This is a genomic window from Nocardiopsis halotolerans DSM 44410 (assembly GCF_000341065.1).
GTDB lineage: Bacteria > Actinomycetota > Actinomycetes > Streptosporangiales > Streptosporangiaceae > Nocardiopsis > Nocardiopsis halotolerans.
This window is the reverse complement of sequence record NZ_ANAX01000353.1, coordinates 1-21,534: the sequence shown is the minus strand read 5'-3', so window position 1 is coordinate 21,534 and position 21,534 is coordinate 1. Positions and strand designations below refer to the sequence as shown.

Annotated in this window: 16 protein-coding genes; 6 read left to right on the top strand and 10 right to left on the bottom strand. The window is 71.0% G+C overall.

Annotation, left to right across the window (positions count from 1 at the left end):
• The first annotated feature begins 262 nt into the window (after window positions 1-262).
• Window positions 263-1,168: a type I pantothenate kinase gene (coaA, locus tag D455_RS0126100; protein ID WP_017573611.1), complete on the top strand. Its 906-nt coding sequence runs from the start codon at window positions 263-265 to the stop codon at window positions 1,166-1,168.
• Window positions 1,169-1,209: 41 nt separating this feature from the next.
• Here the strand turns inward: coaA and D455_RS0126095 are convergent, their stop codons facing one another.
• A complete protein-coding gene (locus D455_RS0126095) occupies window positions 1,210-1,806 on the bottom strand; it encodes a hypothetical protein (RefSeq protein WP_017573610.1) in 597 nt (198 codons plus the stop codon).
• 271 nt (window positions 1,807-2,077) lie between these two features.
• Here D455_RS0126095 and D455_RS0126090 point away from each other — a divergent pair, with 271 nt between their 5' ends.
• Complete coding sequence (locus tag D455_RS0126090) at window positions 2,078-4,255, top strand: HelD family protein (protein WP_017573609.1); 2,178 nt, start codon at window positions 2,078-2,080, stop codon at window positions 4,253-4,255.
• Between the two features lie 22 nt (window positions 4,256-4,277).
• Here D455_RS0126090 and D455_RS0126085 read toward each other — a convergent pair whose 3' ends face one another.
• Window positions 4,278-5,003, bottom strand: coding sequence for a hypothetical protein (locus D455_RS0126085; protein ID WP_040685138.1), 726 nt, complete (start codon window positions 5,001-5,003; stop codon window positions 4,278-4,280).
• A 225-nt stretch (window positions 5,004-5,228) separates the two neighbouring features.
• Between D455_RS0126085 and D455_RS0126080 the strand changes: the two genes are divergently transcribed.
• Together D455_RS0126080 and D455_RS0126075 are read left to right on the top strand one after the other, a co-directional pair.
• Window positions 5,229-6,140: a universal stress protein gene (locus D455_RS0126080; protein ID WP_017573607.1), complete on the top strand. Its 912-nt coding sequence runs from the start codon at window positions 5,229-5,231 to the stop codon at window positions 6,138-6,140.
• 382 nt (window positions 6,141-6,522) lie between these two features.
• On the top strand, window positions 6,523-8,331 hold the full coding sequence (locus tag D455_RS0126075; RefSeq protein ID WP_017573606.1) for a phosphoenolpyruvate carboxykinase (GTP): 1,809 nt from the start codon (window positions 6,523-6,525) through the stop codon (window positions 8,329-8,331).
• 71 nt (window positions 8,332-8,402) lie between these two features.
• Here the strand turns inward: D455_RS0126075 and D455_RS0126070 are convergent, their stop codons facing one another.
• From D455_RS0126070 to D455_RS0126050, 5 genes are all read right to left on the bottom strand, one after another.
• On the bottom strand, window positions 8,403-8,867 hold the full coding sequence (locus D455_RS0126070; protein ID WP_017573605.1) for an ATP-binding protein: 465 nt from the start codon (window positions 8,865-8,867) through the stop codon (window positions 8,403-8,405).
• Window positions 8,864-9,313 carry a hypothetical protein gene (locus tag D455_RS0126065; RefSeq protein ID WP_026122991.1) on the bottom strand — a complete coding sequence of 150 codons (450 nt, stop codon included), beginning with the start codon at window positions 9,311-9,313 and terminating at the stop codon, window positions 8,864-8,866. Before D455_RS0126065 ends, D455_RS0126070 begins: the two co-directional genes overlap by 4 nt.
• A gap of 327 nt (window positions 9,314-9,640) precedes the next feature.
• A complete protein-coding gene (locus tag D455_RS0126060; protein WP_394296657.1) occupies window positions 9,641-10,861 on the bottom strand; it encodes a Scr1 family TA system antitoxin-like transcriptional regulator in 1,221 nt (406 codons plus the stop codon).
• A 54-nt stretch (window positions 10,862-10,915) separates the two neighbouring features.
• Complete coding sequence (locus tag D455_RS0126055; protein ID WP_152487158.1) at window positions 10,916-12,265, bottom strand: flavin-containing monooxygenase; 1,350 nt, start codon at window positions 12,263-12,265, stop codon at window positions 10,916-10,918.
• Between the two features lie 23 nt (window positions 12,266-12,288).
• Window positions 12,289-13,353, bottom strand: coding sequence for an S-adenosylmethionine:tRNA ribosyltransferase-isomerase (locus D455_RS0126050; protein ID WP_017573602.1), 1,065 nt, complete (start codon window positions 13,351-13,353; stop codon window positions 12,289-12,291).
• Between the two features lie 922 nt (window positions 13,354-14,275).
• Between D455_RS0126050 and D455_RS0126045 the strand changes: the two genes are divergently transcribed.
• Window positions 14,276-15,049, top strand: a complete 774-nt coding sequence (locus D455_RS0126045; protein ID WP_017573601.1) for a bestrophin-like domain — start codon at window positions 14,276-14,278, stop codon at window positions 15,047-15,049.
• 81 nt (window positions 15,050-15,130) lie between these two features.
• Here the strand turns inward: D455_RS0126045 and D455_RS34325 are convergent, their stop codons facing one another.
• Entirely contained in the window at window positions 15,131-16,042 is a 912-nt protein-coding gene (locus tag D455_RS34325) for a hypothetical protein (RefSeq protein ID WP_026122989.1), read from the bottom strand.
• A 280-nt stretch (window positions 16,043-16,322) separates the two neighbouring features.
• On the opposite strand from D455_RS34325, the gene pulA reads away from it, so the two are divergent.
• Window positions 16,323-19,136 (top strand): pullulanase-type alpha-1,6-glucosidase, encoded by a 2,814-nt coding sequence (gene pulA / locus D455_RS0126035; protein ID WP_017573600.1) that lies wholly within the window; start codon window positions 16,323-16,325, stop codon window positions 19,134-19,136.
• Between the two features lie 182 nt (window positions 19,137-19,318).
• Here pulA and D455_RS0126030 read toward each other — a convergent pair whose 3' ends face one another.
• Both D455_RS0126030 and D455_RS31715 read right to left on the bottom strand, forming a co-directional pair.
• Window positions 19,319-20,974: a sodium/solute symporter gene (locus D455_RS0126030; protein ID WP_017573599.1), complete on the bottom strand. Its 1,656-nt coding sequence runs from the start codon at window positions 20,972-20,974 to the stop codon at window positions 19,319-19,321.
• Window positions 20,968-21,468: a hypothetical protein gene (locus D455_RS31715; RefSeq protein WP_017573598.1), complete on the bottom strand. Its 501-nt coding sequence runs from the start codon at window positions 21,466-21,468 to the stop codon at window positions 20,968-20,970. The genes D455_RS0126030 and D455_RS31715 overlap by 7 nt, the downstream gene beginning before the upstream one ends.
• Window positions 21,469-21,534: the final 66 nt, after the last annotated feature.

Here is a 21,534-nt window from a genome sequence, read left to right as displayed (position 1 = left end):
AGGTAACGGTATAGACCATTTGGTGCATGGGGGGTAGACCGCGCAGGTGGGGGGCATGGAGGGAGCGCAGAGTGGAACCGATTCCACCCCCCGGGAGCCGAAAGCAAAAATTTGGGGGGCCGTGTCGTGAACATGTGGTTTCGGGCACGTTCCGATCCCCTTTTCGTGACTTGGGGGACCAGCCGCCCGGCGCGGTCGAGGGCCTCGTCTAGGGTGGTCAACCGTGTCTCACGCGACGAAGAACGGCTTCTCCACGCCGTACGTGGAGCTGGACCGCGCGGCCTGGGCCGCGCTCCGTGCCTCCACACCACTGTCCCTGACCGAGGCGGACCTCGCCGAGCTCCGCGGCACCACCGACCCCACCTCCCTGGAGGACGTGCGGGACNCCCCCCTGCCGCTGTCGCGGCTGCTCAACCTCTACGTGGGCGCCACCCAGCAGCGGCACGCCGCGGTACGCGCCTTCCTGGGCGAGTCGGACCGGCCGTCGCCGTTCATCATCGGTGTCGCGGGCAGCGTCGCGGTGGGCAAGTCCACCACGGCGCGGCTCCTGCGTTCCCTGCTCGCCCAGTGGCCCAACCACCCGAACGTGGAACTGGTCAGCACCGACAACTTCCTCCACGCCAACGCGGTCCTGGAGTCGCGGGGGCTGATGCGCCGGAAGGGCTTCCCCGAGAGCTACGACCGCCGCGCCCTGGTGCGCTTCGTGTCGGAGATGAAGGCGGGGGCCGACCGCCTCGACATCCCCGTCTACTCCCACCTGAACTACGACATCGTGCCGGACGAGCGGCAGACCGTGCACCGTCCCGACATCCTCATCGTCGAGGGCATCAACGTCCTCCAGCCCGCCACCGCCGGGCGCCTGGCCGTGGCCGACTTCTTCGACTTCTCGATCTACGTGGACGCCAGGGTCGAGAACATCCGCAACTGGTACCTCGACCGCTTCCGGGAGCTGCGCCGCACGGCGTTCTCCGACCCGCGCTCCTACTTCCACCACATGGCCACCGCCATCGACGAGGAGGAGGCCCTGGACTTCGCCGCCAACACCTGGCGCACCATCAACGAGGTCAACCTCGTGGAGAACATCCGTCCCACCCGTGGCCGGGCCACCCTGGTCCTGTACAAGGGCGACGACCACCGTGTGCGCCGGGTGCGGCTGCGCAAGACCTGACGGCGACCGCTCAGCCGGGAGCGGGACCGTGACCGCCGCGGTCACTCCATCGTCAGGACCACGCCGACGAGCACGGCCACCGCGATGACCAGGGTCAGGACGACGGCGAACGCGACCCCCAGCAGGAAGGCGTGCTGTTCGGCCCACGTCACGAGGCCAGGCCGGTACCTCTGGAGTTCTTTGGGGCTGACGGGGTGCTCCGGACCGCTGCACGGCAGTCCGAGCGCGTGCACCAGCCGGTCCACGTCCTCGGTCGTGTAGTTGGTGCCGTGCACCCTGAGGAGTACGCCGCCGTGTGCGTCGAGGAGGAAGAGGTTGTCGGCGGGGGGCGCGTTCGGTTGGACGATGGTCGCGCGGATCGTCCACACGGCGTTCTCCAGTGACCGGCGCCGCCGGAAGAACGCACCCCTGAGGACGATCTCGCGCGGGGTCAGGACGATCCTGGCACGGTGGAGGTGCGCGGCGACCAACGCGACCAGCACGACGAGCACGGCGCCCGCGACCAGGCCCGCTCCCGGGCCGAAGGAGACCCACACCTCGGCGGTCGGGAGCACGCAGGCCACCGCCGCGAAGCCCAGTTTGACCCACCCCGCTCGGAGGCTGGGGCGCAGTACGAGGTCATCCTGAACGTGGTGCACGTGAGTACCATCCTTTCCCGGACTTGGACGGTTCCGTGCCGGTTCTGGTTCTCCTCTCCCGGAACGTCCGCACGGTTCCGCCCGATCCGGAACCCGGTTTGGCGAAGGGCCGTCCGGGGAGTAGGCTGATGGCTCTTTTCGGCCGCGCCCCTCCACGGGTGCCGTGCGCTCTCAAGGATCGGAACGAACCGGGCCCTCGCGGCGACCGGGGCGGGACCCGCGCACGCGCGCTGCCGCGTCACCGTCCCGCCGAACCCTCCGAGGCCGCCGCATGTCCACCACCGATTCCTCCGCCGTGCCCGTGAGCCCCGAACTCCAGGCCGAACGCGACCACCTCGCCGCCGCCCGCGACGCCCTGCGCCGGATGCGTGAGGAGGTCGAGGGCAGCGAACTCGTGCTGGGCGACGTCGTCAACGACAAGGTCACCAACGCCGCCCTGCGCCGCGGCCGCCAGCGCCGCCTCGCGGCCCTGGCCGACGTCCCCGGCGCCCCGCTGTTCTTCGGCCGCCTGGACTTCGAGCCCGGCACCGTCTTCCTGGACGACGAGCCCGCCGACACGGCTCCCGCCGACGCCGGGCCCCGGGACGAACCGGACCGGATCCACATCGGCCGACGCCACGTCCACGACGCCGCCGGACGCCCCCTGGTCCTGGACTGGCGCGCGCCCATCTGCGTCGCCTACTACCGCGCCTCGCCCAGCGACCGGATGGACGTCCGGCTCCGGCGCCGCTACGGGTTCACCACCCTCGACCGGGGTCGGGACGCCGACCCCGAGGTGACGCTCACCGCCTTCGAGGACGAGCCGCTCACCGTCGCCCCGACCGAGGCCGAACAGCGTTCCAGCGCGCTCCTGGACGCCGAGATCGAACGCCCCCGTACCGGGCCCATGCGCGACATCGTCGCCACCATCCAGCCCGAACAGGACGACCTCGTCCGTGCTCCGCTCACCACCACCCTGTGCGTGCAGGGCGCCCCAGGAACCGGCAAGACCGCGGTCGGCCTGCACCGCATCGCCTTCCTCCTCTACACCGAGCGCGAACGCCTCTCCCGCTCCGGCGTGGCGATCGTCGGCCCCAACCGCTCCTTCCTCTCCTACGTCCGCGACGTCCTGCCCGCACTCGGCGAGGTCGACGTCCACCAGACCACCGTCACCGAGATGCTCACCGCCGGACTGCCCGAACGGGCCCGTCCCGCCGTCGGATGGGTGCGCCGCACGGAGGAGCCCGGGGCGGCCCGGACCAAGGGTCAGGCCCGCATGGCCGAGGTGCTCCGCCGCGACCTGTGGTCGCACCTGCGCACACCCGAGGAGGCGGTCATGGTCCGCCGCGGGTCGCGCCGCTGGCGCCTGTACCCCGAGGACCTGCGGCCCCTGCTGGAGGAGTTGGCCGGGCGTGGTGTCGCCTACGGTTCCGGACGCGAACTCCTCTCGCACCGCATCGCCCACGCCGTGCTCTCCCTCATGGAGGGCCAGGGCGAGGTCTGCGACGACCGCACCCACGAGCAGGTGCGCCGCGACCCGGCCGTGCGGTCGGCGGTCACCGCCATGTGGCCCAAGGTCGACCCGCTCAAGCTCGTGTTCGGCCTGCTCACCGACCCCGAGCGCCTCGCCCGCGCGGCGGAGGGGCTGCTGACCACCGAGGAGCAGGCCGCCGTCCTGCTGCCGGGCAAACCCCGCGGGCCGAAGTCGGCCCGCTGGTCGGAGGAGGACCTCGCGCTCGTCGACGAGGCCGCCGCGCTCATCGAGCGCCCCACCGGACTCGGTCACATCGTGGTGGACGAGGCCCAGGACCTGAGCCCCATGCAGTGCCGCGCGATCGGCCGCCGCTGCGCGTCCGGCTCGCTCACCGTGCTCGGTGACATCGCCCAGGGCACCAGCCCCTCCGCCGCCGTCAACTGGTCCACCCTCCTGGAACACCTCGGCAAGCCCACCGGCCACCTGAGCGTCCTGGACCGCGGGTACCGGGTGCCCGCCCAGATCATCGACTTCGCCGCCCGCCTGCTGCCCTCGATCGCCCCCGGGCTGGGCGCGCCCGTCGCCGTTCGACGCGCGCCCGGCGCACTGCGCGTCACCCCCGCCGACGGGAGCCTGGCCGGGTCCGTGGTCGACGCCTGCCGCACCGCGCTCAGGGGGGAGGGCTCCGTCGGGCTCATCGCCGCCGACGCCGACCTGCCCGCCCTGTGCGCGGCCCTCGCGGACGAGGGGATGCCAGCGCCGCTCCTCGGAGGCGCGGACACCGGTCCGGACGCGGGCCGCCTGGTCGCGGTCCCCGCCAGCCTGGCCAAGGGCCTGGAGTTCGACGCCGTCGTGGTCGCCGAACCCGCCGCCATCACCGAGGCCGAGGAACGCGGTGTCAACCGGCTCTACGTGGTGCTCACCCGTGCCGTCAGCACCCTGCACGTCGTGCACGCCCGCCCGCTGCCGGAGGAGCTCCGCGCCCCCGAGGGCTGACGGCGGTCGGGCGGCCGGGGCCTCAGCGGGCGGACCGGGTGTGCTGGTGCGGGCGCGACCGCTTCCACAGCTCGGGCAGCAGGCCCGCGGCGAGCAGCCACAGGGCCACCGTCCCCAGGTGGACACGTTGCAGGGCGCTGAACTCGACCCCCGGTTCGCCGTTGCCCGAGGCCGCGTAGAACAGCACAGCCATGACCAGGATGGCGGCGGAGGAGACCAGCTGGAGCAGGGCCAGCACGGCCACCAGCCACCACGCGCGGTCCTTCACCCGGAGCCGGTCGATCGTCAGGATGATCACGCTCGCCAGCGCGGCCAGGAGCGCGATCACCGCGATCACCGCCTGGGCGGTGGTGGCCCCCGGCAGCCCCTCCACCAGTGACTCCGTCGCGCACGTGACGTCGGTGGACACCACGCACGGTCCCGGGAACACCGTGGCGACCAGCGAAGCCAGGCCGAACAGGCCCATGGCCCACCACGACGCCGCCAGCAGGTGACCGGTCCTCTCCCGTACCCCCAGCGCGAGCCCCAACCCCGCGGCGAGCATCACCAGGATCGCCGCGATGCGGTGCGCGCTCTCCAGGAACCTGGCGAAGGCCGACTCCTGGTAGGCCAGAGCGCCCTCGGCGGTCCCCCCGAGCGGCAGTACGACCTCCACGACCCACAGGCTGTACACGACCGCGGCCACCACGGCCGCGACCCTTCCGTCCCTGTAGTCCCAGTGCAGGTGATTCTCTGAGGAGTGCGGCATCGTGTCCCCCGGTTCCACGGATGTCTCCCACGTCTCTCCTAGGAACACCTCCCCGAAGACGCGGAATCGAACCACCGTCGCCCCGGCGAGTCCACCTTTCGTGTCCCCGGGTCGTCCGACTCGCGTCGGCACTGTTATCCACGGGTGTGTGTTCACACGGCATCATTCAGGGGACACCGGCGAGAACGCGGGTAGCGGGGGACGACCGACGAGAAGGGCGCACGCATGGACGGCGCATCCACGACGCGATGGGTGATCGTGGGAGTCGACGGCACCGATTCCAGTCGCCACGCGCTGGAGTGGGCGTCGCATCAGGCGATGCTGCGCGGACTCGGGGTACGGGTCGTCGCGGCGGCCGGACCCCTGGCGTCCGTCGGCGTGTTCGCCCGGAACACGCAGGCCGACCCGGACGCGCCCCCGGACGAGGTCGAGACCCAGGGCGCCGAGAGCCTGTTGGAGTACGCGAGCGGCTGGGTGACGCGGCTCTTCCCCGAACTCCGGGTGGAGACCCGCCTGTCGTACGCGCGCCCGGTGGAGGCCCTGCTCGCCGAGGCCCGCGCGGAGGGCGCCGCCGCCGTGGTGGTCGGCTCGCGCGGACTGAGCGGGGTCGTGGCCGCCTTCATCGGTTCCGTCGGCATCGAACTGGCCGCGCGCTCGCCCGTCCCGGTCATCGTCCTGCCCCATGAGCACGCGGCGGCGCACGGAGTGCGGAGCCGGGTGATCGTGGGCATCGACGGGTCCGAACCCAGCAGGCGGGCGGTGGACTTCGCCTTCGCGCAGGCCGCCTTCGCCGACACCGAGGTGGTCGCGGTGAGCGCCTGGCAACCGCTGGTGGCCTTCGCCGCCGCGACCGGTCCCATCCCGCCCGAGCTGTTCGACGACACGACCGCGGCCGAGGCCGCCCGGCAGGCGCTGGAGGACGAGTTGGCGGAGTCCCGGCTGCGCCACCCCGGCGTGACGGTGCGCACCCGCGTCGTGCGCGCCCACCCGGTGGTCGCCCTGCTGGAGGAGGCCACCCCGGCCGACCTCATCGTGGTGGGCTCCCGTGGTCGCGGGGGGTTCCGCGGGCTGCTGCTCGGTTCGGTGAGCCACTCCGTCCTGCACGGGGCCAGGGGGCCCGTCGCCATCCTGCGCTGACCTTTTCCGGACCGTCCCGGTATGCCGTTCCACATGCTCTGAACCGCGTAAACGCTTCCCCGGTGGTGTGCTGGCCGGACAGAGGTCTAGTGCCTCCAACCACGCCCAACGCCCGCCGTGTGACGAACAGCACGGTGTGTCGGTCTCGGACCGCCCACAGCCTCCATGGCAGGGAAAGCGGCTCCGAGCAGCACCGGAACAGTCGTTGCTCGGGCACCCTCGTACTCGGTGGTAGACCACGCGGATCCCCTGCTGGGCAGCGGAATCCGTTCTTTCGGCGTGACAGATGTAGACCACTGGACTAAACCAATTGGTCACTACGGGGGGTTGTCCTTCATGATTCGAGAGATCTCGACCTTGAGAAGGAGCCGCTGTGACTGCCGTGGATGCCGACGTGGATACCGCACCGACCACACACCAGGGGCTCGTCTCCTGGGTACGCGAGGTGTCCGAGCTCACGCAGCCGGACGAGATCGTGTGGTGTGACGGTTCCGAGGAGGAGTGGACCCGCCTGACCGACCAACTGGTCGAGCAGGGGACCTTCGTCCGGTTGAACCCCGAGAAACGCCCCAACAGCTTCTACTGCAGGTCCGACCCGAGCGACGTCGCCCGCGTCGAGGACCGCACCTTCATCTGCTCCGAGCGTGAACAGGACGCGGGGCCGACCAACAACTGGATCGCACCCGACGAGATGCGCGCCACCTTCGGCGAGATCTTCCGGGGCGCCATGCGCGGTCGCACGATGTACGTCGTGCCCTTCTGCATGGGTCCGCTGGGCGGCGACATCTCGCAGCTCGGCGTCGAGATCACCGACTCCCCGTACGTCGTGGTGTCCATGCGCATCATGGCCCGCATGGGCGGCGCGGCCCTGCGCATGATCGAGGAGCGCGGCGACTTCGTCCGGGCCGTCCACTCCGTGGGCGCCCCGCTGGAGCCCGGCCAGGAGGACGTCGCCTGGCCGTGCAACCCCACCAAGTACATCTCGCACTTCCCCGAGACCCGTGAGATCTGGTCCTACGGCTCGGGCTACGGCGGCAACGCCCTGCTCGGCAAGAAGTGCTACGCGCTGCGCATCGCCTCGGCGATGGCCCGGGACGAGGGCTGGCTCGCCGAGCACATGCTCATCCTCAAGGTCACCCCGCCCAAGGGGCGGGCGCACTACGTCGCCGCCGCCTTCCCGAGCGCCTGCGGCAAGACCAACCTCGCCATGCTCCAGCCGACCATCCCCGGGTGGAAGGTCGAGACCGTGGGCGACGACATCGCCTGGATGCGCTTCGACGACCAGGGGCAGCTGCGCGCGATCAACCCCGAGGCCGGTTTCTTCGGCGTCGCGCCCGGCACCGGCGAGAAGACCAACGCCAACGCGGTCGAGACCCTCTGGGGCAACAGCATCTTCACCAACGTCGCCCTGACCGAGGACGGCGACGTGTGGTGGGAGGGCCTCACCGAGGAACCGCCCGCCAACCTCACCGACTGGAAGGGCCGTCCGTGGACCCCGGAGTCCGGTGAGCCCGCAGCCCACCCGAACTCGCGCTTCACCACCCCGGCCGGGCAGGCCCCCACCATCGCCGACGAGTGGGAGGACCCGGCGGGCGTGCCGATCTCGGCCATCCTGTTCGGCGGCCGTCGCGCCACCGCCGTTCCGCTGGTCACCGAGTCCTTCAACTGGCAGCACGGCGTCTACCTGGGCGCCAACGTCTCCTCGGAGAAGACCGCCGCCGCCGAGGGTTCCGTGGGCGAGCTGCGCCGCGACCCCTTCGCGATGCTGCCGTTCTGCGGTTACAACATGGGCGACTACTTCGCCCACTGGGTGAAGCTGGGCCAGGGAGCCGACGCGGCCAAGCTGCCCCGGATCTTCTACGTCAACTGGTTCAAGAAGGACCCCGAGGGCCGCATCGTCTGGCCCGGGTTCGGTGAGAACAGCCGCGTGATCAAGTGGATCGTCGAGCGCCTGGAGGGCGAGGCCGACGCGGTGGCCAGCCCGATCGGCCACCTGCCCGTGGCCGGTGGCATCGACACCGAGGGGCTGGACATCTCCGACGAGGACATGGCCTACGTCCTCGACGTCGACCGCGAGGTGTGGAAGCAGGAGGCCGCCCTGGTTCCCGAGTTCTTCAAGACCTTCGGCGACCACCTGCCCGGTGAGCTCTGGGACGAGTACCACGCGCTGCTGGACCGCCTGGAGAACTGACCCGAGGCTCCCTTCCGCGCGGGGCCCGACAGGAGAGGGGGCGCGGGCACGACGGTGCCCGCGCCCCCTCGTCATGCGTGTGGGTTCTTCGGCGGATCGACGTCGAACGCGGCCCACACGTGGGTGCCGAGGCCGTGGCGGCGGAGGAGGGTGCAGCTGGCCCACACGCGGGAGAGGTTCCGCACCAGCAGGAGTCCGCGCTGGCCCTCCGCCCAGCTCCACTCGTCGTCGGTGCGTTCGACGGGAAGGCGGGGGAGCGTGGGGCCGCCCGCGTCGCTGACGGTCAGGCGCAGGGTGTGCTCGTCCGGCATGGACAGGGTGCGCCCCACCCCTCCGCCCGGACGTGCGTACCTGCAGGAGTTGGCGACGAGCTCGCTGGCCACCAGTTGGACGGTCTCCACCAGGTCGGGGTCGAAGCCGGTCAGGTCCCGGTGCAGGTCGGCGCGGACCCGGGCCAGTTCGGAGAGGTCGCAGGCGTAGTCGCGGAAGCCCCAGAAGGCGTACGGGCCCACGGGAGCGGGGAGCACGGCGTTCACACCAGCACCCCTTCCGCGCGGCGCGGGCCGGGAACGGAGGGGGCGAGGAGGTCGCCGACCGGTGCGGCGGACCTGTGCGACCAGGCGCGCGGCCGCGCGGCGGCCTCGGTCTGGACGCGGGAGAGGTCGCCCTCGTGGGCGGCGTAGTAGGGCCGGACCAGGGCGATGTCCTCGGCCCGGAAGCTCTCCGGTGCGGGCGCCAGGCGTGGGGCGGGAACGGGACGCGGGGTGGGGAGCTGTGCCCGGCGCGGGCGCGGTACCCGGATCGGGGGAGTCGAGGGCGCGCTGGCCTGGGCGGAAGCGGGCGCGGGGAGCGGGGCGTAGCGGCGGACCCGCGTGGAGCGGCGACGGCGGGCGGCGGCCGAGTGGCGTCCGCGCGCGGGGACGAAGAGGGTTGTCACCAGGCCCAGGGCACGGGTGAGGAGGGCAGCGCTAAACTGGCGCATGTCAGCGATTCCTTGTGTTAAAGAGGTTGGATTGCTGGCCACGACCCCGGGCGGTTAACTGACCGTCGCGGGGTCTTTCGTGTGTTCAGTTGTGTGTTCGGGGAAAGATTAGATGATCCGGCGGGGAGGAGATGACGCTACGGAGAAGTAGCTTCTGGGAAATTCGCCCTGGGATGCTGTTTTGCCTGTTCAGGGGCTTGGTGTGACTGGGGAAATCTGGCTGGCCAGGTTTTCTGAAATGCCCGGATGATCCGGTTTGAAAAGTTTGTCCGCGCCTTTCGGGCATGCGGAATGCCCTGATTGAAGCGGGCGGAATATGCCGCCGAGCTACTCGTGGAATCGGGTCAGACGTTCGCTCAGGACCCGGTCGAGCGCCACCCGCCCCGCCGGACCCCACGTCGGTTTGCCGCCGGGCAGGCCGCGGTCCCCGTTCTGGCCCATCAGCATCAGGAAGAGGCTCTTCAGCGCGGCCAGTCCGCGGGCGCGCCGGATGGTCGCCTCGTCAGCCTTCGCGTACGCGGTGAAGAAGCGTGCGGCCGAGCCCGCTGGCAGCAGCACCCAGGCGGACGCCAGGTCCGACGCCGGGTCGCCGACGAACAGGTCACCGAAGTCGACGACGCCCGCCAGCGTCCCGTCCGCGACGACGACGTTCGCGGGATGCAGATCGCCGTGCACCCACACCGGCGGACCCTCCCAAGCGGGGGCCGCGACGGCGTCGTCCCAGACGGCCCGGACGTCGGCGGCGTCGGAGCCGATCGCGTCAGCGTCGAGGGAGTCGAGGAACTGGTCGAAGCCGTCCGTGCGGTCCTTGGGGTGCGCGCCGCGGCCCGTGTCGACCGGTGCACCAGCGGGTGCTGGCACATGCAGCGCCCGGAGGAACGCCGCCAGGGTGTCGGCCGCGTGCTCGCCGCGGGTGATCACCCCGTGGTCCAGCGGCAGGCCCGGCACCCACGTCATGACCGTCCAAAGCTTGGGGAAACGCTCTGAGGGCGCACCACTCCGCACCGGGACGGGGACCGGCAGCGGCAGGCGCGGGGCGAGCGGCGGCAGCCACCGGCGTTCCTTGAGCTGGTGATCGGGGTCGGTGTCCATGCGCTGGATCCGTACGGCCAGCTCGTCCCCGAGGCGCCACATCTGGTTGCCCCAGCCGCCCTCCACCTCGCGGAGGGGCAGCCCGGCCAGGTCCGGATGCTGGTCCCGCAGCAGGTCGCGGATGAGCCCCGCGGTGATCTCGGCCTCGATCTCGGTCATGCGAAGGAACCGTACCGGGTCCGACCACGACAGCGCCTGGCCGGGATCGCTGACATGAGAACGGCCCCCTGCCACCAGACCTGGCGGGGACCGGTTCGTCAGCTCCGCGAACGTGTGCTCGCGGCGTGTCACAACCTCTGCCTGTTGCAGGACGCGCCCTGTCTCCTGGCTCTCCACGTAGGCGAACGTGCCCGTGCGGGGAACGTCCATCAGTGTGGACGCGCCGCCCAGACCGGCATGTCCTTCGGCCTTCGATCCCGCTTGAGGGGCCAGCCGCCGACCGGCACCAGCGGTCAACGACGATGGGCACCGACGTGCTGAGATCCTCCCCTGTCCGCCGGGGAGGGCGGTTCAGCCCGAGTCGCGGACGTGACGGGACGAGGGCGGCTCGGGCAACGGTCCACCCGTGGTGACGTGCTGTGGCCCGTGCTTCGTGTCACGGCGTAGCCGCGTCGCGATGTGGGACGCGTCGAGGTGGAAACCGGCCACCGTCCCCGACGCGCAGGTCCGGAGCCCGTCGAAGCCCAGCCAGTAGAACCCGTCGACGCCCGTTTCGCAGGCGTCCGGAGTTCCACGCGTGCCCAGGGGGCGGCGGACTTCGTCGATGCGCAGCCAACTCAGGTCCGTCCGCCATCCCGTGGCCCAGAGGACGGCGCGGATACCGTGCTCGCGTAGGGACAGACGGACGGGTGGCGCCGATGCCAGGAGCGGCGGGTGTGGCTCCCACTCCGGTTCGGCCGTCGGCGGCGGGTAGCGTGACCGCTCCGCGGGGTCCAATCCGTCGATCCAGGCCTCGATCCCGTCGACCAGCCTTTCGTAGCCCCGCTGCGCGAAGGCGACGTTGGCATGGAGGTCGTTCCGGAACGTCGCGACCGCCCCGTCCCCGGAGACACCGCTCAGCCCTCCCAGCAGTCTGACGCCCATACGGGCCAGGGAATGGTGGGATATCGGGTGGTCATGGCCGACGATGGGCATGGGGGCGGAGTGGTTCCGGGGGTAGCCGCACTCCTCCTTGGGGGCCGACAGGGCCCCGATCCGGTCGAGCCAGAACATGATGTCCTCGCCACGGTGGTCACGCGGACTGCCAGCCACTCTCGACGTCGCCAGATACACCCGTCGGCCCGCGCGCGCCAACTCCTCACCGAGCTGCATGCCGGTCTGTCCCCCGCCGACCACCAGGACCGCGCCGTCCCGAACCTCCGCCGGGTTGGTGTACGTCCCGACACGGAGTTGCTGGACCTCGGGACCGAGGTGGACCGCGCATCCGGGGACGCGGGGGAACTGATGGTTCCCCGGAGCGGCGACGACGTTGAGCGCGTCGTAACGCCGTGGCCCGCCGTCTCCTGCGACGCGGACGGTGAAGCGCCCCTCACGGGTCCGCTCGACCGATCGGACCCGTGTTCGTTCACGGACGGGGAAACCTCGCCGCGCGATGTACTCATCCCATATCCGAACCATCTCCTCCCGTGGGATGCTCCGCGTGTCGTCGGGAACACCATCGGTCTGACCCATCATCCGCGAGTACGCGATGGGTGAGTTGATCCTGAACGAATCCCAGCGTGCGGAACGCCACTGTTCGAGGGCGCGGGCCTTTTCCAGCACCACGTGCTCGCGCCCCTCCCGTTGCAGGACATAGCTCATGCAAAGACCCGCGTGGCCACCACCGATCACCACCGTGTCGATGCGCTCCGTGTGTTCCATGGTGGTCATTCCGATGCCCGTGTCTAGAGAATCAGCATGCTGTCACCGAACATGTCGAACTCGTATCCGCCTTTGTCGATGATCTCGGCGTAGGACCGCATGACGAGCTCCTTTCCGCCGAACGCCGCGGTGAGGACGATGTGACTGGACCGGGGGCGGTGGAGGTTCGTCAGCAGGACGTCGATGACCTTGAACCGGAACCCCGGATAGATGTAGAGGTCCGTCCAGTTCGTCTGGGGACGGACCGTGGTCCCGGGTTCCTTGCCGACCATGAGCGACTCGAGGGTGCGCATGACCGTCGTGCCCACGGCGACGACGCGCCGCCGCTCGGCCATCGCGCGGTTGAGCTGCTCGGCGGCCTCGGCGCCGACCTCGAAGTACTCGGGGCGCACCTCGTGGTCCTCGACGTTCTCCGCGCTGATGTGGCGCACCGCGAGCACCTCGGTGGCTCCGACGTGCAACGTGATGTACGCCAGTTCGACCCCCTTGGCGGCAACGCGGTCCAGCAGCTCCTTCGAGAAGTGGAGTCCCGCCGACGGGATCTCCAGTGAGCCGGGTTTCCTGGCGTAGACGGAGCGGTAGGCGTCCGGTTTCGTCCTCCAGGAGGTCGGGTCGAGGTGGATGTTCTCGTCCACGCGCCGTCCGTACTGGTCGAGAGCCTCGATCAGCCGCTCGGCGGGTTCGAACCTCACCTTCCAGAGGTCATCGGGCTGCGGTTCGATGAGCGTACACGTGAGCTGGTCGTCGTCGACGGACGTCAGGGCGGTGCCCGGACTCAGGCGCTGTCCGGCCGTGATCTTCACGATGGTCGCACCGTCGGGTTCGTGGCCGTACACGTTCAGGTCCAGTGTTCCGTCACCGTGCCGGAAGGCCAGCGTGTTCGACAGCATGTAGCTGTCGTTCAGTACCAGCAGGTCACCCGGCCGAAGGTGGTCCTCGATGCGGGAGAACACCGTGTGCTCGATCGAGTCCGTGGAACGGTCCAGGACGACCATCCGGCCGTTCTCGCGGCTCCTGCCGCGCAGTTCGACGGGGTCGGCTGGCATGACGCGTGTCCCGGTGTCGAAGTCGAAGTCCTCAGTCCGCATGATTGGTGTCATCCCATCTGTTGACAGCACAGGAGATCAGCAGCCGACCTTCTTCGGTGGCCTTCTCAGGACCTGCGAGAAGCGTCATCGGGTTATTCGGGTGCGGCCGGAGACCGGGCGTTCCCGGGTGGCGTGTTCGTTCGTCGTCCCCGTCCTGGAGGTGGCGGAATCACTGCGGTGGAGAGAGGGGAGTTTCGGGAGAGGGAAACCGGAAGGACGCACCGGCCGGGTGGTAGGAATGGCTCTCGTCGGGCGGACTCTCCTCCGGGAGAATCGTGCGCATCGTCACGGGGGCAACGAAATACATTGCCACCTCAGCTGCCTCCGAACCGGTCCGTTTTCGGCCGCCGGTGCGTGGTTCAACATTCCCACCTGGCTGGCGTTCACACAACCCTCCTGTGGGTGGTCGGTGCCGACAGGCCTGTCTCCTGTTCGATTCGTCTTGACTGAACAGGGATTTTCCGTTGTCCCTGAATTTTTCTTGCTGTGGCTGAGGTGATTTCAGTGATTCCGAGTGGAAAATGATAGGGTGAAATGCGCGAAACGGAAATTTCGGGAGAAATATTGACCCATGGAAAGAGGTGCGGAGTCCGAGGGGTGGGGCGAGGCGGCTGGTCTGCGCCGAGCCGCCGTGAAGGCCGCACATGGCCGCCTGCCGATGCCGCCATCGGCGTCCCCGGAAAGGCCGTCCTCCCTCCCCCTCCTCACGGGCGGTGACTTCCGCGTGGTGTCGGTCGGTGGCGGACGGGCCCGTGGCGGCGGAGAACGGGGGCCATGCGCGGAGGCCACGAAAACCCGTTCCGGTCATGGCGACGACACGACATTTCCGGGCGTTCTCACTTTCCGCTGAGACGGCGGTTCCGCGCGTGCTACGGATAGGACCCGTTCACTGCCGGTAACTTCTCCCTTCCTTGGAACCCCCATGATGACGCTGTTCCTCGTTCTCGCCGTCCTGACCGCCATGGTGGTCGGCGCGGTCCTCGCCGTCCGCAGGTTCGGCGTCGACGACGAAACCTCGGGAGGTGCCGTCAGCGTCGTCGTCGCACCCTGCGTGCTCGCCCTCTACCTCGCGTCGGCGGCGATGGGCGTGGTGATCGGCTGGGAACAGTTCACCGGGGCCGAGGACGGGGTGACCGACGAGGCGGGTGCGGCCGAGTCCCTGTACTGGAGCACCACCGCCTTCCCCGACGAGGAGGCCGAGGCGGTGCGCGAACGCCTGCGCGCCTACATGACCACGGTCATCGAGGAGGACTGGCCGAGGATGGCGGACAGCGGCGAGCTCAGCCCCGAGGGCGAGGAGGCCCTCGCCGACCTGGCCGCGTCCGTGCGGACGCTGTCGGTCTCCGACACCGGTGACGGCCTGGACCGCCTGACCGCGCGCCAGGAGCTCGCGGAGCTCAGCGACGCGCGCATCGAACGAGCCAACGCGGCCGGTGACGGCATCCCGCCCGTCCTCAACGCCATCGCGGTGCTCTCCGCCATCGCCGTCGCGGTCCTGCCCTTCGCCATGATCAGGCGGGGCTCGGCCGTGGCCTACTTCTGGGCGTCGGCCAACCTGGTGTTCGTCTTCGCCACCATCGTCCTGCTGCTCACCCTGGGCAACCCGTACAACGGCGCGCTCGCTCACGACGCGGGCGGGATGCAGGAGGCGCTGGCCGGTTTCGACCGGACCGACATGGCCGTCGACGCACGGTAGTCCGGACCGGAAAGGCGCACCGGCCCGCCCCCGTCCGCCGGTCAGAACCCCTGCGTCACACCAGCAACGTATTCGGCCAGGTCAGCCTGAGGCGCGGGCGGCGGCGCGGCCCGCGCCCGTGGCCGCCACGGCGACGACCACCACGAGCACCATCATCGTGCGCATCGGGGTGAAGGCCCCGGCGGCCTGCCGCCCGGAGGGCGGCGACACGTCCGCCAGCATCTGCTCCCGTACGGCCTCGGGCACCTCGGGAACGGGCGACGGGGACGCCGACGGAGGCGTCGAGGACGCCGCCTCCTCCACGCGCTCCTCGGCGGGGGCCGTGGGGGAGGGGCGGGTTTCCGCGGGCGGCACGTCCTCCGGTGCCTCCGGTTCCTCGGGGGCGGGGGCTTCGGGAGCGGGATCCCCGGGCGCGGGAGGCTCGGACGGCTCCGGCTCCGGCTCCGGCTCCGGGTACCCGGGCCACTCGGGTCGTTCGGGCTGTTCGGGATGCGGTTCGCACGGCGGCGCCTCGCCCACGCGCACCTCCACCCGCACCCCGTTCGCGCACACCAGGACGTAGGTCCCCCGGGCGACCTCCACCCGAGTGCCGGGCGTGTCCACCCGGACTCCGTCGGGCTCCACCTCCACGCGGGAGGTCCCGTTGTCCACGCTGATTCCCGTGTCGTCCATGCCCACGCCCGGAGCCGGGTCCCGCGCACCAGCCGTGTCGGGCGTGCCGTCGACCCCCCGGGGAACCTCCTCCTCGGGCGGAGCCGCCTCGGCCGGGCCCGTACCCGGGCCTCCCGCGTCGGTCGTGTGGGTCGTGTCCAGGGTCAGGGCGGCTTTCTCCCAGCGCACGGCGGGGGTCGCGTTCGCCGCGCCGCCGAGGGTGGTCTCCGCCGCGGCGACCGTGGGGCCGCCTTCCAGGGCGAGCGCGGCCGGGGAGCCGGAGGTGAGCAGGAGCGCGCCCCCGGTCAGCAGGGCGGGCAGGAGGCGGCGGAAGGGGGGCATGTCACTCCTCGTGGCATGGTCGGGGCACGGGGTGATCTTACGTGGTCAGGAGGCCACCGTGCGTGGAGAGTTTTCGGAGTGGGTGGTGTTGTGCATGGGGTGTGGTGTCCGGGGGCGGCGAAGAGGGTGAGTGCCGGACCGAGGGCGTCCGTCGCGCTTCGGCGAAGTCATGCTGACGTAATTTTGCAGAAAAGTGGTGGTAACTCTTGCAGGAGTGAGTGCGGTCTCATTAGCGTTCCGGTCAACAACCCGCTCACCCCCGAGAGGACCGGCATCCCCTATGAGGCCCCCGCACACGCGGTCCGAGCGCCGTTCACCCGCACGCGGACCCGGCGCCGTCCGAGCCGTCACCGCCGGACTGGCCGCCACGACCCTCGCCTTCACCCTGTTCGGCGGGAGCGCCGCCGCACTCCCGCTACCCGCCGAGCCCACCGGGCAGGTGGTGGGAGTGGACCTCACCGAACAGCGCGCCCACTGGATCGACCGGACGACCGTGCTCCTGCCCGGCGACCTCTCTCCCGGGCACACCTACACCCTCGTGTCCTCCGGCGCCGCCGACCTCGACGTCTCCGACGGTGAACTCAGCGGCTCCCACGAGTCCCTGGAACTGACCGCCGACCCCGACGGCCCGACCGAGGACCAGCGCGCCACCTGGCCCCACCTGGCCGACCTGTCCGCCCTGGACACGGGACGGGTCAACGGGCCGCGTCTGCGCGACGCGCTCACCGGGCAGCTCGCCGTCGTGGAACGGGACGGCGACGGCACGGTCATCGCCGCGACGGGCGTCCAGATCCCCGGTGTCCTCGACGACGTGTACGCCGACGCGGCCGACGCCGAGCTGGGCGCCGTCTGGGACGCCAAGGGCCGCCCCACGATCTCCCTGTGGGCGCCGACCGCCCGGTCCGTGAACCTGGAGCTCTACGACGACTCCACCTCCGACACCCCGCGCACCGTGAGGATGCGCCGCGACCACCGAACCGGCGTGTGGTCGGTCCGGGGACGGGCGGACTGGTACGGGAGCTTCTACACCTTCGACGTACAGGTGTTCTCCCCCTACGCCGACGAGGGGCGGGGCGCCGTCGTGGACAACCGGGTCACCGACCCCTACAGCGTCTCCCTGTCGACCGACTCCGAACGCTCCCACCTGGTGGACCTGAACGACCCGGACCTGGCCCCCGAGGGCTGGTCCGATCCGGACAAGCCCGCCGCGGTCCCCTCGGAGGCCGCCTCGGTCTACGAGCTGCACGTACGCGACCACTCGATCTCCGACGACACCGTTCCCGCCGAGCTGCGCGGTACCTTCGCGGCCTTCGCCCGGTCCGACTCCGCCGGGATGCGTGAACTCGCGTCCCTGGCCGAGGACGGCATGGACTACGTCCACCTGCTGCCCGCCTTCGACATCGGATCGGTGCCCGAGGACCCGGCCGACCGGGTCGAACCCCCATGCGACCTGGACTCCTTCGCCGCCGACTCCGCGGAGCAGCAGGCCTGCATCGCCCGGACCCGCGGCGAGGACGCCTTCAACTGGGGCTACGACCCGTACCACTTCACGGTTCCCGAGGGCTCCTACTCCACCGACCCGGACGGCGCCAGGCGCGTCCGCGAGTTCCGCCAGATGGTCGACGGCCTCAACGACGCCGGGCTGCGCGTGGTCATGGACGTGGTCTACAACCACGCCCACCAGGCCGGACAGGGCGAGCAGTCGGTGCTCGACCGCATCGTCCCCGGCTACTACCACCGTCTGGGGGAGGACGGCGACGTGGCCACGTCCACCTGCTGCCCGAACACGGCGCCCGAGCACCTCATGATGGGCAAGCTCGTCGTGGACTCGGTGGTCACCTGGGCCCGTGACCACAAGGTCGACGGCTTCCGCTTCGACCTGATGGGACACCACCCCAAGCAGAACATGCTCGACGTCCGGGCCGCCCTGGACGAGCTCACGCTGGAGGAGGACGGGGTCGACGGCTCGTCGGTCCTGCTCTACGGCGAGGGGTGGGACTTCGGTGAGGTCGCCAACGACGCCCGGTTCGAGCAGGCCACCCAGACCAACATGGCCGGGACGGGTATCGGTACGTTCAACGACCGGCTCCGCGACGCCGTGCGGGGCGGAGGACCCTTCGACGCGGACCCCCGGGTGCAGGGCTTCGGCTCCGGGCTGTACACCGACCCGAACGGTTCGCCCGCCAACGGCACCGAGGAGGAGCAGTTGGCGCGGCTGCTCAACCACCAGGACCTGATCAAGGTGGGTCTGACCGGCAACCTGCGCGACTACCGGTTCACGGCCTCCTCCGGCGAGGAGACGACGGGCGGGGAGGTCGACTACAACGGGGCTCCGGCCGGGTACAACCTCGACCCGGGCGAGGCGGTCACCTACGTGAGCGCGCACGACAACGAGACCCTGTACGACGCGCTCGCCTACAAACTGCCGCCGGGCACGTCGATGGACCAGCGGGTGCGGATGCAGGCGCTGTCCCTGGGGACGGCGGTGTTCGGACAGGGCACGGTGTTCGTGCACGCGGGCGGCGAGCGGTTGCGCTCGAAGTCGCTGGACCGCAACTCCTACGACTCGGGGGACTGGTTCAACCGGCTCGACTGGGACTGCGCCGACGGCAACAACTTCGGCGCGGGCCTGCCCCCGGCCTGGGACAACGAGGACAAGTGGGACTACGCCCGGCCCCTCCTGGCCGATCCCGCGCTCGTCGCGGACTGCGCGGCCATCGAGGCCAGCCGGGAGCGCTTCGGCGAGATGTTGCGCATCAGCGAGTCCACTCCGGCGTTCTCGCTGGGCACCGCCGAGGAGGTCCAGGAACGGCTGTCCTTCCCGACCAGCGGTGTCGACGAGCTGCCCGGCGTCATCACGATGCGGGTGGACACCACCGGCCTGGACGGGGAGTGGTCGTCGGTGACGGTGGTGTTCAACGCGACCCCGGAGACCGCCGAGCAGAGGGTGGACTCGCTGGCGGGTGGTGACGTGGACCTGCACCCGGTGCAGGCGGAGTCCACCGACGAGGTCGTGCGCGGCTCGTCCTTCGACCCGGGCACGGGCACCCTGACCGTGCCGCCGCGCACCGTCGCGGTGTTCGTGGAGGACTGACCTCCGCGCGGACCCTGGCCGGTGCGGACGGGTCGTCCGCGTGGACGCGGTGGTCCCGGTCCTGGAGCGTGTCGTATGGTCCTCGGCCGGGGATCCCGCACATCGATCGGCGGACGCCGCCGGGGACGGGGCCCCTCCCGCCCGTGCGCGCCATCACAGCGGTCACGGTCATGGCCCGGCGGTCAGGGCGAGTGCAACCGCAGCACCGCGTGCTCCGCCCAGTCCGGCGGCCGGGTCACCCGGGAGACCAGCATCATCGTCCCGAAGGCCAGCGGGATGGTCCACGCGGCGGGCTGTCCCAGCAGCACCAGCGGCCACCCGGCCGGCGTGGGCAACAGGATCGACCACCCCACCGCGCCGGTCGCGGTCACCGCCCCGACGATCAGCCCCGACGCCGCACCGGGCAGGGTGAGCCGCCGCCACCAGATGCCCAGCACCAGCAGCGGGCAGAACGTGGACGCCGCCACGGTGAACGCCCACACCACCAGCACGTTGATGTCGATCTCCTGCGCGGGCAGCGCCAGCAGCACCGCCACGCACGCGCCCACGGCCACCGCCAGCCGCAGACGGGGCACGCTCCCCTGGAAGAGGTCGTGCGACAGCCCGCCCGCCAGGGCCAGGAGCAGTCCGGAGGAGGTGGACAGGAACGCGCCGAACGCCCCCGCCGCCACCATCGCCGTCAGCACCGTCCCCACCGCGCCCGGCACCGCCTGCGCGGGGAGCACCACCGTGACCGTGTCGGTGTCCCGGAGCAGCACCAGGTGCGGCGTGAGCACCCGGCCCAGCAGCCCGTACACCGTCGGGAACAGGTAGAACAGCCCCAGCAGGGCGATCACGCCCACCGCCACCCGGCGCGCTGTCCGCGCCGTCGGGCTCGTGTGGAAGCGCATGATGACGTGCGGAAGCCCCATACAGCCGAGCGTGATCGCGAGCAGGGTGGACCACGTCTCGAACAGCGGATATCCGCCCACGTCCAGCAGCGGTGAACTCCACCGCTCACTGCCCAGCTCCGGCAGCCCAGCGGGGTGGGGGACGCTCGCGCCCTCGGGGAACACGTACTCGGTGCCCGCCGCCACGGTGTGCTCACCCGCGGCGAGCTCCACCTCGCCGCCGTCCGGGGTGGCCACCGTCACCGGTTCCTCCAGGCTGAACCGGGTTCCCACGGTGAACTCCACCGGGGTCGTCCTGGGGAAGTGCGTGCCCCACTCCGGGTTCAGCGCCTCCGCCCGGGTCTGCGGACCGGCCTGCACCACCAGGTAGATCGCGGGCACGGCGATGAACGCCAGCTTGATCACGTAGTGGAACGCCTGCACGTAGGTCGCCGACCGCATACCCCCGGCGGCGATCGACCCGCTCACCACCAGCCCGGCGAGCAGCACACCCACCCAGTACGGCGTTCCGCTGACCAGGGACAGCACCACACCGGCGCCCTTGAACTGGGGTACCAGGTACAGCAGCATGATCACCAGCACCACGCAGCCGCACAGCTTGCGCAGACGCGGGGCACCCAGACGGTACTCGGCGAAGTCGGGCACGGTGAACGCGCCCGACCGGCGCATCGGCCCGGCCACCAGGGCGACCACCGCCACATAACCCGCGGCGAACCCGGCCGCGTACCACATGGTGCCCAGACCGTTCTTGAGCAGCAGCCCCGCCAGACCCAGGATCGAGGCGGCCGACAGGTACTCCCCGGCGATCGCCATCGCGTTCCAGTTGGGCGACACCCGGCGTGAGGCCACGAGGAAGTCGGAGGTCGAGCGGGCCGCCCGAACGCCGTAGACGCCGATGACCAGGCTGGTGACCAGGACCAGCCCGATCGCCAGGACCGCGATCACCACGGGTACTCCGTGCCCGGTTCACCGGTGTCCTCGCCCCGCCGCGCCCCGTGCTCGGACGCCGGGGGACCGGGGGCCTCCGGCGTCCGCGTCGTGCCTCCGCGTTCCCCGGAGGCCCCCGTTCGGAACCCCGCGGACTCCCGGACCTCCTCGGCCCGGTCCTCCACGCGTTCCGCCGAGCGCACGTGCCACAGGGCCAGCCCGAACAGCAGCGGGTAGACCGCCACCGTCAGCAGCAGCCACGACAGCGGGACCCCGCCCGGCCGGACGTCCCCCAGCACGGGGAAGAGCGCGAACGCGCCGCTCATCCCGAACAGCAGTACCGACAGCAGCGCCACGGTGCGCAGTGCGATCCGCCGCTGGGACCGGAAGACCCCGCGCGCCGCCTCGGTGTCCACCGGACCCGGTATCGGCAGCAGGTGCTGCGCGGGCCGGTTGCCGCGCGCCAGCGCGATCCGGGTCTGCGGGCTGGTCAGCTTCTCCCGGCGCGGACTCACGGCGTCTCCCGGGAGGTCTGCTCGCTCTCACCGTCCCGGGGCCGGGAGGCGGGTCCGCCCTGGGCG

Excerpts from the sequence above, each read along its gene's own strand:
- D455_RS0126090 (WP_017573609.1), top strand. The coding sequence starts at position 2,078 with ATGTCCACCACCGATTCCTCCGCCGTGCCCGTGAGCCCCGAACTCCAG.
- D455_RS0126085 (WP_040685138.1), bottom strand. The coding sequence starts at position 5,003 with ATGCCGCACTCCTCAGAGAATCACCTGCACTGGGACTACAGGGACGGA.
- D455_RS0126080 (WP_017573607.1), top strand. The coding sequence starts at position 5,229 with ATGGACGGCGCATCCACGACGCGATGGGTGATCGTGGGAGTCGACGGC.
- D455_RS0126065 (WP_026122991.1), bottom strand. The coding sequence starts at position 9,313 with ATGCGCCAGTTTAGCGCTGCCCTCCTCACCCGTGCCCTGGGCCTGGTG.
- D455_RS0126055 (WP_152487158.1), bottom strand. The coding sequence starts at position 12,265 with ATGGAACACACGGAGCGCATCGACACGGTGGTGATCGGTGGTGGCCAC.
- D455_RS0126050 (WP_017573602.1), bottom strand. The coding sequence starts at position 13,353 with ATGCGGACTGAGGACTTCGACTTCGACACCGGGACACGCGTCATGCCA.
- D455_RS0126045 (WP_017573601.1), top strand. The coding sequence starts at position 14,276 with ATGATGACGCTGTTCCTCGTTCTCGCCGTCCTGACCGCCATGGTGGTC.
- D455_RS34325 (WP_026122989.1), bottom strand. The coding sequence starts at position 16,042 with ATGCCCCCCTTCCGCCGCCTCCTGCCCGCCCTGCTGACCGGGGGCGCG.
- pulA (WP_017573600.1), top strand. The coding sequence starts at position 16,323 with ATGAGGCCCCCGCACACGCGGTCCGAGCGCCGTTCACCCGCACGCGGA.